This window comes from Streptomyces sp. NPDC048111 (assembly GCF_043202815.1).
Classification (GTDB): domain Bacteria; phylum Actinomycetota; class Actinomycetes; order Streptomycetales; family Streptomycetaceae; genus Streptomyces.
In genome coordinates this window covers 1,005,586-1,025,053 of sequence record NZ_JBIDBD010000001.1, presented here as the reverse complement: position 1 = coordinate 1,025,053, position 19,468 = coordinate 1,005,586, and the positions used below count along the sequence as shown (strand labels likewise).

The following is a 19,468-nucleotide window of genomic DNA, read 5'->3' as shown; positions in this document are numbered from 1 at the left end:
CCTTCTGACGCTACGTCAGGAATCATGGCGCGCTCTTCCCCCGGCACGCAATGGGGGTTAGCCTCCCGCGCCATGGCGACGAAGGAACTCCTCGCGGAACAGCTCGACCCCGCCTCGACGGTCCTGATGACCGTGGAGTGCCAGCAGGGCGTGGTCGGGGCGGACAGCGCTCTGCCCGAACTCGCCCGGCAGGCAAGGGAGTCGGGGGTGCTGGCCAATGTGGCCCGGCTCGTGGCCGGGGCGCACGAGGCGGGCGTCCAGGTGCTGCACGCCGTCGCCGAACGCCGCCCCGACGGGCGCGGCGCCAATCGCAACGCCCGGCTGTTCCGGGCCGCCGAGCGCCTGCCCGTGCAGCAGTACTCGGGCTCGCGCGCGGTGCGCGTCGCGGAGCCGATCGAGGTGTCCGAGGAGGACATCGTCGTGCGCCGTCTGCACGGCCTCTCGCCGGTGTCCGGCACCGACGTGGACCCGCTCCTGCGCAACCTCGGCTGCCGCACCCTGATCGTCACCGGCGTGTCGGCCAATGTGGCGATCCCCAACGCGGTCTTCGACGCGGTCAACCTCGGCTACACCGCCGTGGTCCCCGCCGACGCCATCGCGGGGGTGCCGGCCGACTACACCCCCGCGATGATCCGCCACACCCTGGCCCTGGTCGCCACGGTGAGCACCACCGACGACATCCTGGGCTGTCTCAGGGCGGGCCGCCGGATCACGCGAGCCTGATCGAACCGCCCTCCACCGAGATGGCCGCCGCGGGCAGCGGGGACGGTGCGGGACCGCCCTTGACGCTGCCGTCCGCGACATCGAACTTGCTGCCGTGGCACGGGCAGTTGATGGTGCCGTCCGACACCGACGACACCGCGCAGCCCTGGTGCGTGCACTTCGCGGAGAACGCCTTGAACTGGCCGGCGGCCGGCTGGGTGACCACCACGCCCTCCTTGGCGAAGACCTTCCCGCCGCCCTGCGGGATGTCCGACGTCCTGCCCAGCACGCTCCCGCCGTCCTTGCCGCCGCCGTTCCCGGCCGGCGCGGCGGCCGGGTCGCCGCCGTCCGAGCCGCTCCCGCACGCGGTCAGCGCGGCGGCGAGCCCGGCCGCGCCGACACACGCGATGACGGTGCGGCGCGCGGGCGCCGCCCCGGGTACGGCCTGCGTTTCGGTGCTCATGCTGACTGTCCTCTCGATCTACGACGCGTAGCTGCGTGGGGGAGTACGGGAGGAAGGCCCGGGGCGTTCAGCGGCCGGTGGGCCGGTGGGGCGCGAAGTAGCCTGTGCCCATGCTCACTGAAGTCACCGCGACCCGGTACGTCACGCCGTTGCGTGAGGGCGGGTCACTGCCCGGCATCGTCGAGGCCGACGATCTCGGCACGTACGTCATGAAGTTCACCGGGGCGGGCCAGGGCCGCAAGACGCTGGTTGCGGAGGTCGTCTGCGGGGAACTCGCCCGCCGGCTCGGGCTGCGCGTGCCGGAGCTCGTCACCATCCAGCTCGACCCGGTCATCGGCCTGTCCGAACCCGACCAGGAGGTGCAGGAACTCCTGAAGGCGAGCGGCGGCCTGAACCTCGGCATGGACTACCTGCCGGGGTCGCTCGGCTTCGACCCGCTCGCCTACGAGGTGGACGCGGCCGAGGCGGGCCGCGTCGTGTGGTTCGACGCGCTGATCAACAACGTCGACCGCTCGTGGCGCAACCCCAACATGCTGGTCTGGCACGGCGACCTGTGGCTCATCGACCACGGCGCCACCATGATCTGGCACCACAACTGGCCCGGCGCCCAGGCCTCGGCGGCCAAACCGTACAACGCCTCCGACCACGCGCTCGCCCCGTTCGGCCCCGATGTGGCCGCCGCGGCCGCCCGGCTCGCGCCGCTGGTCACCGAGGAACTCCTGACCGAGGTCACCGCGCTCGTCCCCGACGAGTGGCTGGTCGACGAGCCCGGCTTCGCGACGACCGACGAGCTGCGCCGCGCCTACATCGAGCCGCTGCTCGCCCGCGCCGCGACCATCCACGAACGCATCACGCTCGACGCCCCGGCCGCGCCCCGGCCCTCCCGCGCGCCCGGCTGGCTGACCGACCACCTCAAGCCGTGGCCGCACCCCACGAAGAACAGCGGCGACAGCGAGCACACCATCACGACCAGCACGAAGGACGACGACCGGTGAGCAAGCGCGATGTCTTCGAGTACGCGCTGCTGCGCGTGGTGCCACGCGTCGAGCGCGGTGAATGCTTCAACGCGGGCGTCCTGGTCTACTGCCGCGCCCACTCCTTCGTCGCGGCGCGCACCCACCTGGACGAGGCCAAGCTGAAGGCGCTGGACCCGGCCGCCGACGTGCCGGGCGTGCGGGCCGCGCTGCGCGCCGTCGAGGGCGTGTGCGGCGGCGGCGAGGGGGCGGGCCAGGCGGCGGGCGACGACGCGGGCCGGCGCTTTCGCTGGCTGATCGCGCCGCGCTCCACCGTCGTGCAGCCCGGCCCCGTGCACACCGGTCTGACCACGGATCCGCGGGCCGAGGCCGAGCGGCTGCTCGACCTGCTCGTGCGCTGAGGCCGGCCCGCCGGCGGGTGTGACATGCGCCGGGGAATCCGTGTGCCGTTGACACCGGGTGCCAGGGCTTCTAGCGTCACGTCTGCTGAAGCTACTAAGCGGTTGCTCAGTGACTGAGGGCCGCGGATCCCAGGGCGAGGAGAACAGCATGTCCACCACCGAGCAGCGTGTCGCCATCGTGACCGGGGCGGCGCGCGGCATTGGCGCCGCGACCGCCGTCCGGCTTGCGGCCGAGGGCCGGGCCGTCGCCGTACTCGACCTCGACGAGGCGGCCTGCAAGGACACCGTCGACACGATCACCGCGGCGGGCGGCCGGGCCGTCGCGGTCGGCTGCGACGTCTCCGACAGCGCCCAGGTGGAGGCGGCCGTCGCACGCGTGGCGGCCGAGCTCGGGGCTCCGACCATCCTCGTCAACAACGCCGGCGTGCTGCGCGACAACCTCCTCTTCAAGATGAGCGAGTCCGACTGGGACACCGTGATGAACGTCCACCTCAAGGGCGCGTTCCTGATGGCCAAGGCCTGTCAGAAGCACATGGTGGACGCCCAGTGGGGCCGCATCGTCTCGCTGTCGTCCTCCTCCGCGCTCGGCAACCGCGGCCAGGCCAACTACTCCGCGGTCAAGGCCGGGCTCCAGGGCTTCACCAAGACCCTCGCCAAGGAACTCGGCAAGTTCGGCATCACCGCCAACGCGGTCGCGCCCGGTTTCATCGTCACCGAGATGACCGCGCAGACCGCCGCCCGCGTCGGCATGGGCTTCGAGGAATTCCAGGCCGCCGCCGCCACCCAGATCCCGGTCCAGCGCGTCGGCTTCCCCGAGGACATCGCCAACGCCATCGCCTTCTTCACCGGCGACGCCGCCGGTTTCGTATCCGGCCAGGTCATGTACGTGGCCGGCGGACCGCTCAACTGATGCCGGGGACGAGCGACATGACTGAACTTCCTGAACTGTCCGGCAAGGTCGCCCTGATCACCGGGGCCAGCCGGGGCATCGGATACGGCGTCGCCGAGGCGCTCGTGGCCCGCGGTGACCGGGTGTGCATCACCGGCCGAGGCGAGGACGCCCTCAAGGAGGCCGCCGAGAGGCTCGGCTCCGACCGGGTCGTCGCGGTGGCCGGCAAGGCCGCCGACGAGGCCCACCAGGCGCACGCGGTCGAGCGGACCATGGAGGCCTTCGGGCGGATCGACTTCCTGGTCAACAACGCCGGAACCAATCCGGTGTTCGGCCCGATGGCCGACCTCGACCTGAACGTCGCGCGCAAGGTGTACGAGACGAACGTGATCTCCGCGCTCGGCTTCGCGCAGCGGACCTGGAAGGCGTGGCAGAAGGAGAACGGCGGCGCGATCGTGAACATCGCGTCCATCGCCGGCGTCTCGCCCTCGCCCTTCATCGGCGCGTACGGCATGAGCAAGGCGGCCATGGTCAATCTGACCCTCCAGCTGGCGCACGAGTTCGCGCCCGCGGTCCGGGTCAACGCCATCGCCCCCGCCGTGATCAAGACCAAGTTCGCACAGGCCCTGTACGAGGGCCGCGAGGAGGAGGCCGCCGCGGCCTACCCGATGGGCCGGCTCGGCGTGCCGTCCGACATCGGCGGCGCCGCCGCCTTCCTCACCTCCGAGCAGTCGGCGTGGGTCACCGGACAGACGCTGGTCGTCGACGGCGGTCTGTTCCTGAACGTCGGAGTGCACTGAGGGAGCGGTCCGTCACCCCTGAGCCGGTTTGCTCCTGTATATGCCAAGTGCCCCGCTGAGACGGTCGGTTGACCCAGCGGGGCGCTGCGGTATGGTCTGCCGATCCACGGCCGATCGAGGAGCGTGCACGTGTTCAGACGGACCAGCCGCCGGCGCACATTCACGGCTTTTGCGTCCTTGTCCCTATTGGCCGGCTGCGGACTGCTGCCGAGCGGCGGTTCGCAGGCGCAGCAAGGGATCACGATCGGTACGACGAGCGAACCGAGCACGCTCGACCCGGCGGCGTCCTGGGACGGTTCGTGGGAGTTGTACCGGAATGTCTTCCAGACCCTCGTGGCGTTCCCGACCGGCAGCAACACCCCGCAGCCCGACGCCGCGCAGTCCTGCGGCTTCCAGGACAAGTCGAGCCGCACCTTCAGCTGCACGTTGCGCAAGGGAATGACCTTCTCCGACGGGACGAAGCTCGACGCGCGGGCCGTCAAGTACTCGATCGACCGGATCGTGCGGATCAATGTGAAGGCGGGCCCCAAGGGCCTGCTCAGCAGCCTGGACCACGTCACCGCCGACAGCGAGCTGGGCGTCACCTTCCACCTCAACAAGCCCGACGCGACCTTCCCGTACGTGCTCGGCGCTCCCGCCATGTCGATCGTCGACCCGGCCCGCTACCCGGCCGACAAGCTGCGCGACGACGGCGGGCTCACCGGCTCGGGCCCCTACACCCTGGACTCGTACGAGCCGGGGGACCGGGCCGTGCTGAAGCGGAACGACAGCTATCGGGGCTTCGCCCAGCCCCAGAACGACGGCGTGACCATCCGCTACTTCCGCGACTCCACCACCATGGTGGACGCCCTCAAGGACCGGCGGATCGACGTCACCTACCGCGGCATCACCGCCGACGAGGTCGAGGACATACGCGCGCAGAAGGCCGCGGGCAAGCCCCTCCAGCTCGTCGAGAACACCGGCACCGAGATCCGCTTCCTGGTGTTCAACCCCAAGGACCCGCACGCCGCCAACCCGGCGGTGCGCCGCGCGGTCGCGCAGGTCGTCGACCGGGACGCGCTGGTCGCGAAGGTCTACAAGGGCACCGCCGAACCGCTGTACTCGATGGTCCCGACCGGCGTCACCGGACACACCACGAGTTTCTTCGACACCTTCGGTTCGCCCAGTGTCCCCAAGGCCAAGGACATCCTGGCCAAGGCCGGCGTCACGGCGCCCGTCCCGCTCACCTTCTGGTACACCACCGACCGCTACGGCTCCTCCATGGCCGCCGAGTTCCAGGAACTCAAGCGCCAGCTCGACGCCTCCGGCCTCTTCACCGTGACGCTCAAGAGCCGCCCCTGGAAGACCTACACGGAAGGCTTCCAGGCCGGCGACTTCCCCGTCTTCGGACGCGGCTGGTTCCCCGACTTCCCCGACCCGGACAACTTCATCGCGCCGTTCGTCGGCAAGGACAACGCGGTCGGCACCCCCTACGAGCCGCGCGAGATCATGCAGCTCATCCCGCAGTCCCGGCAGATCTCCGACCGGGGCGCGGCCAGCCGGCAGTTCGAGCGGGCCCAGGACGTCCTCGTCGACGACGTACGCCTGCTGCCGCTGTGGCAGGGCAAGCTCTACATCGCGGCGAGCGACGACATCGCGGGCGGCGAGCGCGCGATGGACCCGCAGACGGTCATGCAGCTGTGGGAGCTGCACCGCAAGACCAGCTGGTAGCCGACGGGCACGGACGGCGCTGTCAGTGGCGGCGGGTAGGTTCGGAGATCCGCAGCGAGGGTTGCGGTGACCGTATGTCCCACGGAGGTTGTTGACGTGACCGATATCGCCATGCTGCCCGAGTCCTGGCAGGGCGTCCTCGGCGAGGAGCTCCAGAAGCCGTACTTCAAGGAGCTCACCGCGTTCGTCGAGGAGGAGCGGGCGGCGGGCCCCGTCTTTCCGCCGCGCGACGAGGTGTTCGCGGCGCTCGACGCGACGCCGTACGACAAGGTCAAGGTCCTGGTCCTCGGTCAGGACCCGTACCACGGCGAGGGCCAGGGGCACGGCCTGTGCTTCTCGGTGCGGCCCGGTGTGCGGACACCGCCCTCGCTGCGCAACATCTACAAGGAGATGCGCGACGAGCTGGGGTACGAGATCCCGGACAACGGCTATCTGATGCCGTGGGCCGAGCAGGGCGTGCTGCTGCTCAACGCGGTGCTCACGGTCCGGTCCGGCGAGGCCAACTCGCACAAGGGCAAGGGCTGGGAGAAGTTCACCGACGCGGTGATCCGCGCCGTGGCCTCGCGCCCCGACCCGGCGGTGTTCGTGCTGTGGGGCAACTACGCGCAGAAGAAGCTCCCGCTGATCGACGAGGAGCGCCACGTCGTGGTCAAGGGCGCCCACCCCTCGCCGCTGTCCGCCAAGAAGTTCTTCGGCTCCCACCCGTTCTCCCAGATCGACGCGGCGGTCGCGGCCCAGGGCCACACCCCGATCGACTGGCGCATCCCGAACCTGGGCTGAGCCCGGTCCGGGCGGACGGGGGCGTCCGGCTGACAGGCCGGCCCGCCCGCCCGAGCCTCGGACCGATTGTCAGTGGCGGCGGCTAGCGTCGAGGACGTTCGGTTCGGTGGACGTGCGACGACTGGTGGAGACCGTGGTGACGGACAGGCAGAAGGCCCTGGGGGACATCGTGATGACCCGGATCGGGCAGACGATGATGCTGCTCCACGGCGGGGACCGCGAGGAGGCCCGCAACCGCTTCGCCGCCCTCTGGTCGGAGATCGGGGCGGACGGAGACGCGCTCCACCGCTGCACCCTGGCCCACTACATGGCGGACGCCCAGGACGACCCCGAGGACGAACTGGCCTGGGACATAAGGGCGTTGGCGGCGGCGGACGGCCTGAGCCAGGCCCGGCTCGCCGAGCACCACGACTCGCTCGCGGTCCGCGCCTTCTATCCCTCGCTCCACCTCAACCTCGCGGCCGACTATGTGAAGCTCCACCGCCCCGAGCAGGCCCGCCGCCACCTCGACCGGGCCCATGACGCGCTGGACGCGCTCGCCGACGACGCGTACGGAAACGACATCCGCGAAGCGGTACGCCGTCTGGAGCGGCAGCTGGACGCGGTGTAGCCGGCGCGGGGTGACGGACCGTCAAAAGCTGTGCACGCGCGGGCGCGTGGCCGCGGGCGGCCCTCAGTCCCCGGTCGTGCCGTCGATCGCCTCACGGAGCAGATCCGCGTGGCCGTTGTGGCGGGCGTACTCCTCGATCATGTGCGTGTAGATCCAGCGCAGACTGAAGTGCTTGCCGCCCCGCGCGGTGCCGACGCTCAGCTCGTCCAGGCCGCGCCCCGCCGCGCTCTCGCGGGCGGACGCCACCTCGGCGGTCCAGGTGGCCAGGGCCTCGGCGTAGGTGTCGTCGGGGCCGAAGTGGAAGTCGCCGTCCGGGTCCTCGTCGGTGCCGTACACGCCGTCGGTGGTCCCGCCCGCGTACACCGAGACGAACCACCAGCGCTCGACCTCGGACAGATGGCGCAGCAGCCCGAGCAGGGTGAGCGCGGACGTCGGGACGGGGGTGCTCTTCAGCTGCTCGTCGGTCAGCCCGGCACACTTCATCGCGAGGGTCCGGCGGTGGTATTCGAGCCAGCCGTCCAGCATGGCCCGCTCGGTCGCGTCCAGGGCCGGCTCGGTGCGCGCGTCGGTCTCGGCCGACGGTACTTCTGAGGTCGTCATGGCGCCATCCTGGCCCGTGACCAGGGTCTTGGCCAACGGTTATCCGAGCGTCGACCCGGCCGAGGAGCGCGCGCCGGCCCAGCCCACCCCGCCCCGCCCGGGACCCGGTGTGGCGGGAATCGGCCGCACGTATGCTGACCAGGCAAGCAAGCAGCACACCGCTCGGCGACAGGAGAACCCCGTGAAGGTCGGATGCATCGGGCTCGGGGACATCGCGCAGAAGGCCTATCTGCCGGTTCTGACCATGCTGCCGGGCACGGAACTGCATTTGCAGACCCGCACCCCCGCCACCCTCGCCGCGGTGGCCGACGCCCACCGGATACCGGCCGCGCAGCGCCACACCGACCTCGCCTCGCTCCTGGCGCAGGGCCTGGACGCGGCGTTCGTGCACGCCCCGACGGCGGTGCACCCGCAGATCGTGACCCAGCTCCTCGAAGCGGGCGTTCCGACCTATGTCGACAAGCCGCTCGCCTACGAACTCGCCGAGTCCGAGCGCCTGGTGGCGCTCGCCGAGGAGCGCGGCGTCAGCCTCGCCGTCGGTTTCAACCGGCGGCTGGCCCCCGGTTACGCGCAGTGCGCCGACCACCCGCGCGAGCTGATCCTGATGCAGAAGAACCGCGTCGGTCTGCCCGAGGACCCGCGCACCCTGGTGCTGGACGACTTCATCCACGTCGTGGACACCCTGCGCTTCCTGGCGCCCGGCCCCGTCGAGCACACCGTGGTGCGGGCCCGGGTCCGCGCGGGACTGATGGAGCACGTGGTCCTCCAGCTCTCGGGCGACGGCTTCACCGCCATCGGCACCATGAACCGGATGAACGGCTCCACCGAGGAGATCCTGGAGGTCTCCGGCCAGGACACCAAGCGCCAGGTCCTCAACCTGGCCGAGGTGGTGGACCACAAGGGCCAGCCCACCCTGCGCCGCCGTGGCGACTGGGTGCCCGTGGCGCGCCAGCGCGGCATCGAGCAGTCCGTGCTGTCCTTCCTCGACGCCGTACGGGCCGGAAAGACGCTCAGCGCACAGGACGCGCTCCTGACGCACGAGCTGTGCGAGCGGGTGGTGCGGGAGGCCCTGGAGCAGGCTTCCTGAACGCCCGCGCGCCCGCGGCCGCCGCGTACAGGACGAGGGCGGCGAGAGCCGCGTACACCGCCCAGTCGCCGAAGCGCACATAGGGCGTGGTGCCGGTGGTCAGCGGCACGTCGTACACCGCCGCCGTGCTCGCGGACGTGGGCAGCCAGGAGCCGATCCGCCCGCCGTCGGGGCCGTATACCGCGCTGATGCCGGTCAGCGTGGCGTGCACCATCGGGCGGCCCGTCTCGGCGGCGCGCAGCGCGGCGAGCGAGGCGTGCTGCGCGGGCGCCCAGGTGTCCTGGAACGAGGAGGTCGAGGACTGCGCGACGAGCAACTGGGCCCCGCCGCGCACCAGATGACGGCTCATGTCGGGGAAGGCCGACTCGAAGCACACCAGCGGCCCCACCCGCACCGCGTCCGGCAGCGTCATCACCACCGGCGTCGTGCCGCGCCTGCGGTCCTCGTCCGCGGCCTTGCCGACCGAGGTGGCCCAGCCGAGCAGGGAACGGGCCGGGACGTACTCGCCGAACGGCACCAGCCGCATCTTGTCGTAGCGCTGCCCGGTCGGCCCGCCGGGCCCCACCAGCACCGAGCTCTTGAAGATCCCCGGCCGGTCGGACCGGCGCGCGTCCACGTTCACCAGGATGTCCGCGCCGACCTGGGAGGAGAGCCGCGCGATCCGTGCCGCCAGGTCCGGCCGGGCCGCCAGGTCCTGCCCGACACTGCTCTCGCCCCACACCACGAGATCCACGTGCTGTCCCGCGAGCGCCCGGGTCAGCGTCTCGCTGCGGGCGAACCGGGCGTCACCGTTCTCGATCACCCCGGGCTGGACCACGGCCACCTTGAAATGACCGTCCCGCGTCATGTGCGGAGCCCACACCGCCACCGCCGCCACGGCGAGCGCACCCACCACGAGTAGCGACACCGTCGCCGTTCGAAGGGGTGGCCACACCACAAGGAGCGCCACCGCTGTGTTGACCCCCACCACCAGCAGGCTGACCAGCCACACTCCGCCCACCGACATCAGCCGCAGCGCCCAGGGCACCTGCCACTGACTCGCGCCGAGCAGACCCCAGGGGCCGCCGAGCCCCTGCCACGAGCGGACGAGTTCCACCAGGAGCCATCCCGAGGGCACCACCGCGAGCGCGGCCAGGGCACGCGCCACCGACGGCCCGCCGCCCAGCGCCGCACGCACCAGGACGCCCCACGGCGCCCACAGCAGTCCGAGCAGCGCGGCGAGCACGACGATGAAGACGTTGAGGCTCGGCAGCAGCCAGTGGTGCACCGCGAACATGAAGCCCGTACCGCCGAGCCAGCCGTCGAGCGCCGCCCGCCGGACGCTGCCCGCCGACCGTACGAGCAGCAGCAGCGGCACGAGCGCCACCCAGGCGAGCCACCACAGCGCGGGCGCGGGGAAGGCGAGCGAGGGCAGTGCCCCGGCGAGCAGCGCCGCCGCGCCGCGCCACCAGGCAGAGCTCGACCGCGGGCCGTGGCCGACCGGGATCCGCATGCAGCGCCTCCTTGTCCACCCCCGTGATCAGTGGTGTACCGCACTGCCAGTGTGCGGGAGAGGAGCCGGGCCGCACAGACGGCCCCGCGCCCGGCGCGCCCCGCCCGCCCTCAGGCCCCGGCGAGCGCCCCCGACATCCGCCGCCACTTCTCGTGCACCGTCACCGACCGCAGGCGCCAGCCCTCGTCCGTACGGATCAGCGAGAACGCGTAGCGTCCGCCGGACTCGAAGGCCGGCTCGGGCGGCGCGGCCGGGTCGTCGGCGCCGAAGCACATGGGGTTGAGGTAGTCGGCGCGCAGCTCGGCCCGGTCTCCCGGATAGCCGCCGAGGTCCTGGAGGGTGAGCAGCCGGTTGGCGATCAGGTGCTGGCGCACCGGGAAGAGCCGCATCGTCTCCGCGAGCCACCGCGCCACGTCCTCGGCCGGCCCCTCGATGCCGCCCGCCGGGCGGTAGTCCGCGCGGCCGTCGGCGGCGAACAGGGCGCGGTAGGCCGCCCAGTCCCCGTCGTCGACCGCCCCCGCGTATCCGGTGATGAGTTCGTCGATGGCCAGGCGGTCCAGCAGGGTCCCGAGATCCACGCGCTGCGTCATCGGCACAGTGTCCGCCGACAGACCGCCCACGCCAAGAGGCGCGCACTTGTGGCTGGTTGGGGCCGCGTGCTACCGCTGGCGCCATGACTGACGAAACGGCCCCCGCGGTACGCAGCGAACGCCGCGGCCCGGTCACCACGGTGATCCTGTCCCGTCCCGCCGCGCGCAACGCGGTGGACGGACCGACCGCACGGGCGCTGGCCGACGCCTTCCGGGCGTTCGACGCGGACGAACAGGCCGCGGTGGCGGTGCTGTGGGGCGAGGGCGGCACCTTCTGCGCGGGCGCGGACCTCAAGGCGATCGGCACCGAACGCGGCAACACGGTGGCCGAGGACGGCGACGGGCCGATGGGCCCGACCCGGCTCCGGCTCGGCAAGCCGGTGATCGCGGCCGTGTCCGGGCACGCGGTGGCGGGCGGGCTCGAACTCGCGCTCTGGTGCGACCTGCGGGTGGTGGAGGAGGACGCCGTGTTCGGTGTCTTCTGCCGCCGCTGGGGGGTGCCCCTGATCGACGGCGGGACGGTGCGGCTGCCCCGGCTGATCGGGGCGGGCCGCGCCATGGACCTCGTCCTGACCGGGCGGCCCGTGGACGCGGCCGAGGCCCGTGCCATCGGCCTGGCCGACCGCGTCGTGCCCCCGGGCACCGCCCGCGCGGCGGCCGAACGGCTCGCCGCGCAGCTCGCCGCCTTCCCGCAGACGTGTCTGCGCCACGACCGGATGTCCCTGCTCGAACAGGAGGGCCTCGGTGAACACGACGCCCTGCGCAACGAGGTGCGGCACGGCGTCCGCGCACTGGGCGAGGCCGCCGAGGGCGCGCGGCGGTTCGCGGCGGGGGAGGGCCGGCACGGCGCCTTCGACGCCCCGGCCTGAGAACAGGACGGGCGCGGGACGGGGGTGGGGGCCCGTGCGGGACCTGTGCGGGACGGCTGCGGGGGCCCTGCGGGACGGTCCCAGGGACCCCCGCGGGTGGGCGGGGCGGCCCGCCGCGCGCTGCGTACCTGCTGCGTGACCTGCTGCACGGAGCCGGCCCCGCGAGCCCAACTGCCTTACGGGCGGCGGATGTACGGGGTGGTCGCCGTCAGCGGAGTGAAGCCGAGGCGCCGCAGGATGGGGCGGCTCTGGTCGGAGGCGTCGACCTGGAGGTAGCGGAAGCCGCGCTCGGCCGCGATCCGGGCGCGGTGGGCGACCAGGGCGCGATAGATGCCCTTGCCGCGCCACGCGGGCAGGGTGCCACCGCCCCACAGGCTCGCGAAGTCGGTTCCGGGGTGGACGTCCATGCGGGCCGAACTCACCGGCTCGTCCCCGGCCATGGCGACCACCGCGACGACGGTGTCGGGCGCCTCGGCGAACTGGCTCAGCAGCCGCTCACCGAGCCGGGCGGACGGGGTGCCGAAGGCCCCTTCGTGGGCCCGGACCATCAGTTCCACCCCGGCCTCGTCGGTCACCGGGCGCAGGGTGATCCCGGGCGCGGGAGCCACGTCGTGGGGCAGGTCGGCGACCCGGGCGACCATGACCGTCTCCTCGGGCTCGGCCTCGAACCCGGCGGCCAGCAGCCGCCGTCCGAGGTCGGCGGGCCGGTCATGGGCGTACAGCTTCCACTCCCACTCGGTGCCGAGCGCCTCGAAGTGCCGTATCTGCGCGGCGATTTCGCCGTCCGCGTCCGCCGCGGTGAGGGCGGACCACAGGATGCCGTTCCACACCGGTTCGGGGCCCACCTGCCGCACGACGCTCCCGCTGCGCTCCACCCTGGCGCTCGGTCCCTCGGGACGGGCGTCGCGGCGCAGCTGCCGGTCGAAGACCGCGAGCAGGTCGTCATCGGGGGCGCCACTCGGCGCGTTGGTGTGCATCGGGCCAGTGCAGCACCGTGCCGTGAGCGGCGGCAACCGAAAATGCGGTGGCTCGGGCTCGGGCTCGGGCTCGTGATTGGGCTCAGGCGCAGGGCTCGGCGCCGGCTCCGGCGGCCAGCGGGGCCCGTTCACCGACCGCCGCCGCCCACTCGGCGAGCAGGCGCTCGTACTCCTCCGCGGGCCACTGACCGTCCGCGCCGTCGACGAGCGCACGGATGGCGTCGTTGGCGGCATCCGCGTCGGACGGCGCGGGGCCGGGCCGGTCGGGGGAGGAAGTCATGGGTTCAGGCTACGGGCCGGGTCGGACACCCGGCCAGGCCATAAACGCCGAAGCGCAGGTGACAGCGGTGCGGGGTGGGCAAGGTCACAGGCGGGAGGGGGTTTGGAGCGATGTGCGTCACGCCGCCTGGACGGCGCCGCCGCGCACGGCGGCCGCCCATTCGACCAGGAGCCCGTGATAGCGCTCCTCCTCGTCGGGCGTGAGGCGGCCGTCGGACTGCTCCCAGAGCGAGCGGATCTCCGCGTTCACCACGTCGGCGGGGCGGAGGAATCGGTGGTCGGGTGTCGGGGGCATGGGACAAGCCTACGGCCACGAGGTGACCCAGCGCCACGGAGTGGGAACTCTCAGCCATTTTCCGGCCGTTGAACGGGAAGAGACGACCGGTACGAGCCGTTCCGGGAGCGCGAACCGGACAGCGGGAACGGGCCGCCGCCGCGCCCGCCGCCACAACTGTCCGGCGCGGCCGGTCCGTTGACCGGCACCCCGGCGGGCGGCGGCGCCTATCCTCGCGGGATGGAGCAGAGCGAGGTTCTCAAGCGCGTGATCGGCATTCTCACCGAGGCCGGCGACTACCGCCGGCGACTGGAGCAGGACGGCGAACGGGCGCCCCAGGAAACGGAGATCGGCATCGTGACCGCTCTGCTCAACGAGACGATGCCGCACATCGAGATCCCCGCCGACGCGACCCCGCAGGAGGTGGCCACCCTGGTGGCGCGGGATGTCGGCGGCGCCATCCGCCAGTTGGTGGCCGCCTTCAGCCTGGCTTTCATGGCGCTGGCCCAGGTCCATGACTCCGGGGAGCAGGACGTGACGTCGGCCGACGTCCTGCAGGACCTGGCGCTGCGCTCGGAGGAGCTCAGGGGCGAGGGGCCGGCGGCGGACTGACGCGGTCGACCCCCACCTGCGGCGGCCGCACCGGGCGGGTCACGGACCACCGCCCGCGTCCGGGACTCAGCGTGCCGAGCCGGACGAGGACGATCCGTGCCGAGCCGGACGAGGACGAACAGGGCGGTGGGACCGTGTCGATCTTCGTCGAGCCACTCCCCAGCCCCCGGGAACCGTTCACCTTCGCCGTCGCGGGGGCGTGGGGCGGCCTGCGCTTCCCGCTCGCGAAGCCGAGGCTCGGCGCCAGGGAGGGGCGGTCAGGGCACGAGGCTGTCGAGATCGATGTCGAGGAGGATGGGGACGGAGACCCTCAACCGGTTGCGGTGGATGCCGGTGGCCACGTAGGTGCTGGTCATGGTGTCGAGTTCGTAGGTGTGGACGGTGGGAGCGCCGGTCTCGTCCTCGACGCGCCAGAAGTGGGGGATCCCGGCCTGTGCGTACTTGAAGGGCTTCAGGGAGCGGTCGCGGTCCGCCGACTCCTCCGAGACGACCTCGACGACCAGGACGACGTCCTCGGGCGCGTACCACGTCCGGTCGGGGTCGTACGGGGCGGTCGTGACCAGGATGTCCGGCTCGGGGCGGCTTTTCTTGTCGAGCCTGACGGTCATCTCACGCTCGGCGTCGAACCCGACCGGGGCGGCCTGGCGCAGGGCGAAGGTCAGGTTCTCCACCAGCCGGGCGTGCCAGGACCGCTGCGGCGACATCATGAAGATCAGGGCTCCGTCGATGAGTTCGGTGTGCCGCGGTGCCTGGGAGAGGAGGTCGAGGTCATCGGCTTCCCAGCCGCTGATCCTGGGCGGGATCATCCAGTCGGGGAGTTCGGCGGTCACGGCTTCCTCCAGGGGCCTCGAAGAGGTCAGGGGCCCTCATCCCGGATCTCGGACACGGGCGCAACGCTGGTGGCAGCATAGTCCAGCGCGGACCTCGCACGCGGCCCGAGCGGGTCCGAGGGGCCGGAGGCCGGTGATCATCTCGGTGTGGATCCGGACGGTCTGGTCCGTGGACGAGCTGTCAGCTTGGCGCCGGGTCGTATCCCGGCTCCCTGCGGGGAGATGCGGGGAAGGCAAGCGGAAGGCGACCTCGGAGTGGCGCTGCAGTCGGGCGCTGGGAAAGGCTCGGCAGCGCTACCTGCGCGGTCCTGGTTCAGCCGCCGGATTCGCCCGCGTGCGGGCTCAGCACACCCATGCTGACCAGCACGAACAGCAGGATGCCGAGGGCAATGCGGTAGACCACGAACGGCAGGAAACTCTTGCTGGAGATGAACTTCATGAACCAGGCGATGACCGCGTAGCCGACCGCGAACGCGACCACGGTGGCGAAGAGCGTGGGCAGCATCGGCGCCTGCCCCGGGCCGCCCGCGTCCTTGAGTTCAAAGACCCCGGAGGCGAGCACGGCCGGGATCGCGAGCAGGAACGAGTAACGGGCCGCCGCCTCGCGGGTGTAGCCCATGAGGAGCCCGCCGCTGATGGTGGCGCCGGAGCGGGAGACGCCCGGGATGAGCGCCATGGCCTGGCAGATGCCGAAGACCAGGCCGTCCTTCGTGCCCAGTTCGCGCAGCGACTTGCGTTCCCTGGCGGCGCGGTGGCGTCCCCCCGTCTCGTCGCGCGCGGCGAGCCGGTCCGCCACGCCGAGCACGACGCCCAGCGCGACCAGCGTGGTGGCGATCACCCGCAGATCGCGGAACGAGGTGTCGATCTGGTGCTTCAGGACGATGCCGAGCACTCCGATCGGGATCGAGCCCACGATGACGAGCCAGCCCATCCGGGCATCGTGGTCGCCGCGGCAGGACCGGTCGGTGAGCGAGCGGAACCAGGCCGAGACGATCCGCGCGATGTCGGAGCGGAAGTAGATGAGGACGGCCGTCTCGGTGCCGATCTGGGTGATCGCCGTGAAGGCGGGACCCGGGTCCTGCCAGCCCGCGAACGCGGCGGTCAGCCGCAGGTGCGCGCTGGAGGAGACGGGCAGGAACTCCGTGAGCCCCTGGACGAGCCCGAGTATGAACGATTCGAACCAGGACATGGGTTGTTGCGCCATCCAAGGGGGTCGGGGCCACGGCCGGCGGGCACGCCGAGGCCGGCCCGGCCCCGGGCGGCCCGGCCGCACCGGTGATCTTGCTGCGGGTCGAGGGGGACGCTAACGAGTCCCGGTTAACGGCCGGTTGACGCAGGGCGGCCCCTGGGATGCGGGATGGCGCAGGGGGCGCGGCGGTCTCCCGACCGCATACGCACGGGTCGTCCGCGATGCACCGGCCGCGTACGCACGGGTCGTCCGCGACGCACGGGCCGCCCGGAGGCCGCTACCGCTTGCGCAGCCCGTGCCGCTTGCGCCAGGCCACCGCCGCCGCGGCGGCCCCGCTCAGCACGATGAACCCCATCGCGATCAGGAACGCGGGCGACGTCGGGGACGAGGCACTGCTGCCGGCGACCACATAGGCAAGGGTGTTGGGCACCGAGCCGAGGCCCGTCGCCACCAGGAACGCCGTCCAGCTCATGTGGGAGACGGCGGCGCAGTAGTTGGCGGCGGCGAAGGGCACGCCGGGGAAGAGGCGGATCGCGAGCATCGAGCGGAACCCGTGCCGCGACAGCTGCCCGTCCGCGGCCTTCAGCCAGCGGCCCCGTACCAGCGGCCGCAACGCGTCCTGGCCGAGCAGCCGTCCGAGCCCGAACGCGATGCCCGCGCCCAGCACCGTGCCCGCGAGCGAGGACGCGAATCCGGCCCAGGTCGAGAAGAGGGCGCCGGCCGCCAGATTGAGGATCGGGCGGGGGACGAACGCCGCCGTGCACAACCCGTACGCCACCGCGAAGAGCACCACCGCCCCGGCCCCGCCCACCTGCGGCGGCCAGCCGTCCGCGAGCATCCGCTGGGGTTCGAGGACCAGCACCGCGCTCCCGGCCGCGACGAGCACCACCACGAGCAGCGCGAGCCGCGCCCAGGGGGAGAGCAGTGCTCTCCCGCAGCGGGCGGCGAGACCTGGCGTCGGTCGGGCAACGGGCTCGAACATCAAGGGAGCCTAACCGACCCGGGCGAATCCCGCCGTAAGCAACGTCCCACCGCCCCCTGCCCGTACGGTGGCCCCATGACGCCCCGCGTGCCCCGCAGCCCGCTCGCCGACGACGTGCTCGACCGGCTGGTTCGGGTCTATCCCGGCGGGGGCGACCCGCACCGTGCGGCCGAGATGATCGCGTACATGAAGGGCGCCGCCCCCTTCCTCGGCATCCGCAGCCCCGAGCGGCGCGCGCTGTCGCGGACGGTGCTCGACGGTGTGCCCCGGCCCACCGAGCAGGACTGCGCCGCCGTGGCGCTGCGGTGCTGGGAGCTGCCCGAGCGCGAGTACCACTACTTCGCGGTCGACTATCTGCGCCGTCATGTGCGGGTGTGCTCGTCCGCCTTCCTGCCGGTGGCCCGCCACCTCGTGACCACCACCTCCTGGTGGGACACCGTCGACCATCTGGCCGCCCATGTCGTCGGCCCGCTGGTGGCGGCCGACGACGCCCTGACCGCCGTGATGGACCGGTGGATCGACGACGACGACCTCTGGCTGTCCCGGACCGCCCTGCTCCACCAGCTCACCTACAAACAGCGCACCGACGCCGACCGGCTCTTCGCCTACTGCCTGCGCCGCGCGGCTCACCCGGACTTCTTCATCCGCAAGGCGATCGGCTGGTGCCTGCGCGAGTACGCCAAGAGCGACCCGGGCGCGGTCCGCGCCTTCGTCACGGCCGAGCAGCACCGCCTGTCGCCGCTGTCGGTGCGCGAGGCGCTGAAGAACCTGTAGCGCAGCGCGCCGGGCCGCCCTCACAGCCGCCAACTCCCGTCCGCGGAAAACCATTCGACGCGTCGCCGCCCACCAGGGATGATCGGCGGCATGTCCAGGTACGCCTTCCTCGCAGCGGAGCCCGCAGTCGCGGGCGCGCCGAAGGCTGCCGTCTTCACAGCGGCCGACGCAGTCGTGACCGTGGCGCCCCTCGGCGGCGCCCGAAGCTGACCCTTCCCGGATCGTCCGGCGGACCCCGTACGGGGAGGGTCGGCCGGACCCAGGGGTCCCAGCAACCGCTACGCGACCACGCGAGGGACACTCAGCCATGCCCAAGACGGCATACGTACGCACCAAGCCCCACCTCAACATCGGCACCATGGGCCACGTCGACCACGGCAAGACCACCCTGACCGCCGCCATCACCAAAGTGCTCGCCGAGCGCGGCACCGGCACGTTCGTGCCGTTCGACCGCATCGACCGGGCCCCGGAGGAGGCCGCCCGCGGCATCACCATCAACATCGCGCACGTCGAGTACGAGACCGACACCCGCCACTACGCGCACGTCGACATGCCGGGCCACGCCGACTACGTCAAGAACATGGTCACCGGCGCCGCCCAGCTGGACGGCGCGATCCTGGTGGTCTCCGCGCTCGACGGGATCATGCCGCAGACGGCCGAGCACGTCCTGCTCGCCCGCCAGGTGGGCGTCGACCACATCGTCGTCGCGCTCAACAAGGCGGACGCGGGCGACGAGGAGCTGAGCGACCTCGTCGAGCTGGAGGTGCGCGAACTGCTCTCCGCGCACGGATACGGGGGAGACGCCGTGCCCGTGGTGCGGGTGTCCGGCCTCAAGGCCCTTGAGGGCGACCCGCGGTGGACCGAAGCGATCGGCGCGCTGCTCGACGCCGTCGACACCTATGTGCCGATGCCGGAGCGCTATGTCGACGCGCCGTTCCTGCTGCCTGTCGAGAACGTGCTCACCATCACCGGACGCGGCACCGTCGTCACCGGAGCCGTCGAGCGCGGCACCGTGCGGATCGGCGACCGCGTCCAGGTTCTGGGCGCGGACGTCGAGTCGGTGGTCACCGGTCTGGAGACGTTCGGCAAGCCGATGGAGTCGGCGCAGGCCGGCGACAACGTCGCGCTGCTCCTGCGCGGCGTGCCCCGCGACGCGGTCCGCCGCGGCCACGTGGTCGCCGAGCCGGGCAGCGTCACACCGAGCCGGAGGTTCACCGCCCGGGTCTACGTCCTGTCGACCCGCGAGGGCGGCCGGTCCACACCGATCGCCACCGGCTACCGTCCGCAGTTCTACATCCGCACCGCCGACGTGGTCGGCGACGTGGACCTCGGCGAGCTCGCCGTCGCCCGGCCCGGCGACACGGTCGCCATGACCGTCGAGCTCGGCCGGGACACGCCCCTGGAGCCGGGCCTCGGCTTCGCCATCCGCGAAGGCGGTCGCACGGTCGGCGCCGGAACGGTCGGCACGCTCCTGTGACCGGGCGGCCCCCCCCCCCCCCCCCCCCGGCCGCGGCGGGGGGGCCCCCCCCCCGCGGGGCCGGCCGCCGCTGGCCGCGCCGGGGGCCCACATCGGGCAGGGTCTCC

General features: G+C 72.4%; 23 protein-coding genes. 13 read left to right on the top strand and 10 right to left on the bottom strand.

The annotated features are described in order from the left end of the window. Positions 1 to 72: 72 nt before the first annotated feature. Positions 73 to 723 carry a cysteine hydrolase gene (locus ACGF3I_RS04555; RefSeq protein ID WP_393129041.1) on the top strand — a complete coding sequence of 217 codons (651 nt, stop codon included), beginning with the start codon at positions 73 to 75 and terminating at the stop codon, positions 721 to 723. Here ACGF3I_RS04555 and ACGF3I_RS04550 read toward each other — a convergent pair. Continuing rightward, on the bottom strand, positions 710 to 1,165 hold the full coding sequence (locus ACGF3I_RS04550) for a Rieske (2Fe-2S) protein (RefSeq protein WP_393129040.1): 456 nt from the start codon (positions 1,163 to 1,165) through the stop codon (positions 710 to 712). The two genes, ACGF3I_RS04555 and ACGF3I_RS04550, sit on opposite strands and share 14 nt — an antisense overlap. 110 nt (positions 1,166 to 1,275) lie before the next feature. Here ACGF3I_RS04550 and ACGF3I_RS04545 point away from each other — a divergent pair, with 110 nt between their 5' ends. The 7 genes from ACGF3I_RS04545 (at position 1,276) to ACGF3I_RS04515 (ending at position 7,329) form a co-directional block, all read left to right on the top strand. Next, the gene (locus ACGF3I_RS04545) at positions 1,276 to 2,160 is read left to right on the top strand and encodes a HipA family kinase (RefSeq protein ID WP_393129039.1); all 885 of its coding nucleotides are present in this window, start codon (positions 1,276 to 1,278) and stop codon (positions 2,158 to 2,160) included. Then, a complete protein-coding gene (locus ACGF3I_RS04540; protein WP_393129038.1) occupies positions 2,157 to 2,540 on the top strand; it encodes a DUF3037 domain-containing protein in 384 nt (127 codons plus the stop codon). The genes ACGF3I_RS04545 and ACGF3I_RS04540 overlap by 4 nt, the downstream gene beginning before the upstream one ends. Before the next feature lie 148 nt (positions 2,541 to 2,688). Beyond that, entirely contained in the window at positions 2,689 to 3,450 is a 762-nt protein-coding gene (gene fabG / locus ACGF3I_RS04535) for a 3-oxoacyl-ACP reductase FabG (protein ID WP_393129037.1), read from the top strand. 17 nt (positions 3,451 to 3,467) lie between these two features. Further along, the gene (locus ACGF3I_RS04530; RefSeq protein ID WP_393129036.1) at positions 3,468 to 4,229 is read left to right on the top strand and encodes an SDR family oxidoreductase; all 762 of its coding nucleotides are present in this window, start codon (positions 3,468 to 3,470) and stop codon (positions 4,227 to 4,229) included. A 129-nt stretch (positions 4,230 to 4,358) separates the two neighbouring features. Next, complete coding sequence (locus ACGF3I_RS04525) at positions 4,359 to 5,939, top strand: ABC transporter substrate-binding protein (protein ID WP_393129035.1); 1,581 nt, start codon at positions 4,359 to 4,361, stop codon at positions 5,937 to 5,939. A 96-nt stretch (positions 5,940 to 6,035) separates the two neighbouring features. Further along, positions 6,036 to 6,719 (top strand): uracil-DNA glycosylase, encoded by a 684-nt coding sequence (gene ung, locus ACGF3I_RS04520; protein ID WP_393129034.1) that lies wholly within the window; start codon positions 6,036 to 6,038, stop codon positions 6,717 to 6,719. A 172-nt stretch (positions 6,720 to 6,891) separates the two neighbouring features. Beyond that, complete coding sequence (locus tag ACGF3I_RS04515) at positions 6,892 to 7,329, top strand: hypothetical protein (RefSeq protein WP_393129125.1); 438 nt, start codon at positions 6,892 to 6,894, stop codon at positions 7,327 to 7,329. Between the two features lie 63 nt (positions 7,330 to 7,392). On the opposite strand, the gene ACGF3I_RS04510 is transcribed toward ACGF3I_RS04515, so the two are convergent. Then, entirely contained in the window at positions 7,393 to 7,929 is a 537-nt protein-coding gene (locus ACGF3I_RS04510) for a DinB family protein (protein ID WP_393129033.1), read from the bottom strand. 181 nt (positions 7,930 to 8,110) lie between these two features. Here ACGF3I_RS04510 and ACGF3I_RS04505 point away from each other — a divergent pair, with 181 nt between their 5' ends. After that, entirely contained in the window at positions 8,111 to 9,016 is a 906-nt protein-coding gene (locus tag ACGF3I_RS04505) for a Gfo/Idh/MocA family protein (protein WP_393129032.1), read from the top strand. Here ACGF3I_RS04505 and lnt read toward each other — a convergent pair. Both lnt and ACGF3I_RS04495 read right to left on the bottom strand, forming a co-directional pair. Continuing rightward, on the bottom strand, positions 8,940 to 10,508 hold the full coding sequence (gene lnt / locus ACGF3I_RS04500) for an apolipoprotein N-acyltransferase (RefSeq protein ID WP_393129031.1): 1,569 nt from the start codon (positions 10,506 to 10,508) through the stop codon (positions 8,940 to 8,942). The genes ACGF3I_RS04505 and lnt overlap by 77 nt on opposite strands. A gap of 110 nt (positions 10,509 to 10,618) precedes the next feature. Beyond that, the gene (locus tag ACGF3I_RS04495) at positions 10,619 to 11,098 is read right to left on the bottom strand and encodes a nuclear transport factor 2 family protein (RefSeq protein ID WP_393129030.1); all 480 of its coding nucleotides are present in this window, start codon (positions 11,096 to 11,098) and stop codon (positions 10,619 to 10,621) included. Positions 11,099 to 11,181: 83 nt separating this feature from the next. Between ACGF3I_RS04495 and ACGF3I_RS04490 the strand changes: the two genes are divergently transcribed. Next, entirely contained in the window at positions 11,182 to 11,967 is a 786-nt protein-coding gene (locus ACGF3I_RS04490) for a crotonase/enoyl-CoA hydratase family protein (protein WP_393129029.1), read from the top strand. Positions 11,968 to 12,143: 176 nt separating this feature from the next. Here the strand turns inward: ACGF3I_RS04490 and ACGF3I_RS04485 are convergent, their stop codons facing one another. From ACGF3I_RS04485 to ACGF3I_RS04475, 3 genes are all read right to left on the bottom strand, one after another. After that, on the bottom strand, positions 12,144 to 12,944 hold the full coding sequence (locus tag ACGF3I_RS04485) for a GNAT family N-acetyltransferase (protein WP_393129028.1): 801 nt from the start codon (positions 12,942 to 12,944) through the stop codon (positions 12,144 to 12,146). An 82-nt stretch (positions 12,945 to 13,026) separates the two neighbouring features. Next, entirely contained in the window at positions 13,027 to 13,224 is a 198-nt protein-coding gene (locus tag ACGF3I_RS04480; protein ID WP_393129027.1) for a hypothetical protein, read from the bottom strand. A gap of 117 nt (positions 13,225 to 13,341) precedes the next feature. Continuing rightward, the gene (locus tag ACGF3I_RS04475; RefSeq protein WP_393129026.1) at positions 13,342 to 13,518 is read right to left on the bottom strand and encodes a hypothetical protein; all 177 of its coding nucleotides are present in this window, start codon (positions 13,516 to 13,518) and stop codon (positions 13,342 to 13,344) included. 219 nt (positions 13,519 to 13,737) lie between these two features. Between ACGF3I_RS04475 and ACGF3I_RS04470 the strand changes: the two genes are divergently transcribed. Next, a complete protein-coding gene (locus ACGF3I_RS04470; protein WP_393129025.1) occupies positions 13,738 to 14,109 on the top strand; it encodes a hypothetical protein in 372 nt (123 codons plus the stop codon). 257 nt (positions 14,110 to 14,366) lie between these two features. Here the strand turns inward: ACGF3I_RS04470 and ACGF3I_RS04465 are convergent, their stop codons facing one another. The 3 genes from ACGF3I_RS04465 to ACGF3I_RS04455 form a co-directional block, all read right to left on the bottom strand. Continuing rightward, positions 14,367 to 14,915, bottom strand: a complete 549-nt coding sequence (locus tag ACGF3I_RS04465) for a Uma2 family endonuclease (protein WP_393129124.1) — start codon at positions 14,913 to 14,915, stop codon at positions 14,367 to 14,369. 337 nt (positions 14,916 to 15,252) lie between these two features. Beyond that, positions 15,253 to 16,128: an undecaprenyl-diphosphate phosphatase gene (locus tag ACGF3I_RS04460; protein WP_393129024.1), complete on the bottom strand. Its 876-nt coding sequence runs from the start codon at positions 16,126 to 16,128 to the stop codon at positions 15,253 to 15,255. A gap of 277 nt (positions 16,129 to 16,405) precedes the next feature. After that, positions 16,406 to 17,110: a TVP38/TMEM64 family protein gene (locus ACGF3I_RS04455; RefSeq protein ID WP_393129023.1), complete on the bottom strand. Its 705-nt coding sequence runs from the start codon at positions 17,108 to 17,110 to the stop codon at positions 16,406 to 16,408. 75 nt (positions 17,111 to 17,185) lie between these two features. Between ACGF3I_RS04455 and ACGF3I_RS04450 the strand changes: the two genes are divergently transcribed. Both ACGF3I_RS04450 and tuf read left to right on the top strand, forming a co-directional pair. Next, positions 17,186 to 17,884: a DNA alkylation repair protein gene (locus ACGF3I_RS04450; protein ID WP_393129022.1), complete on the top strand. Its 699-nt coding sequence runs from the start codon at positions 17,186 to 17,188 to the stop codon at positions 17,882 to 17,884. Between the two features lie 307 nt (positions 17,885 to 18,191). After that, positions 18,192 to 19,361, top strand: coding sequence for an elongation factor Tu (tuf, locus tag ACGF3I_RS04445; RefSeq protein WP_393129021.1), 1,170 nt, complete (start codon positions 18,192 to 18,194; stop codon positions 19,359 to 19,361). Positions 19,362 to 19,468: the final 107 nt, after the last annotated feature.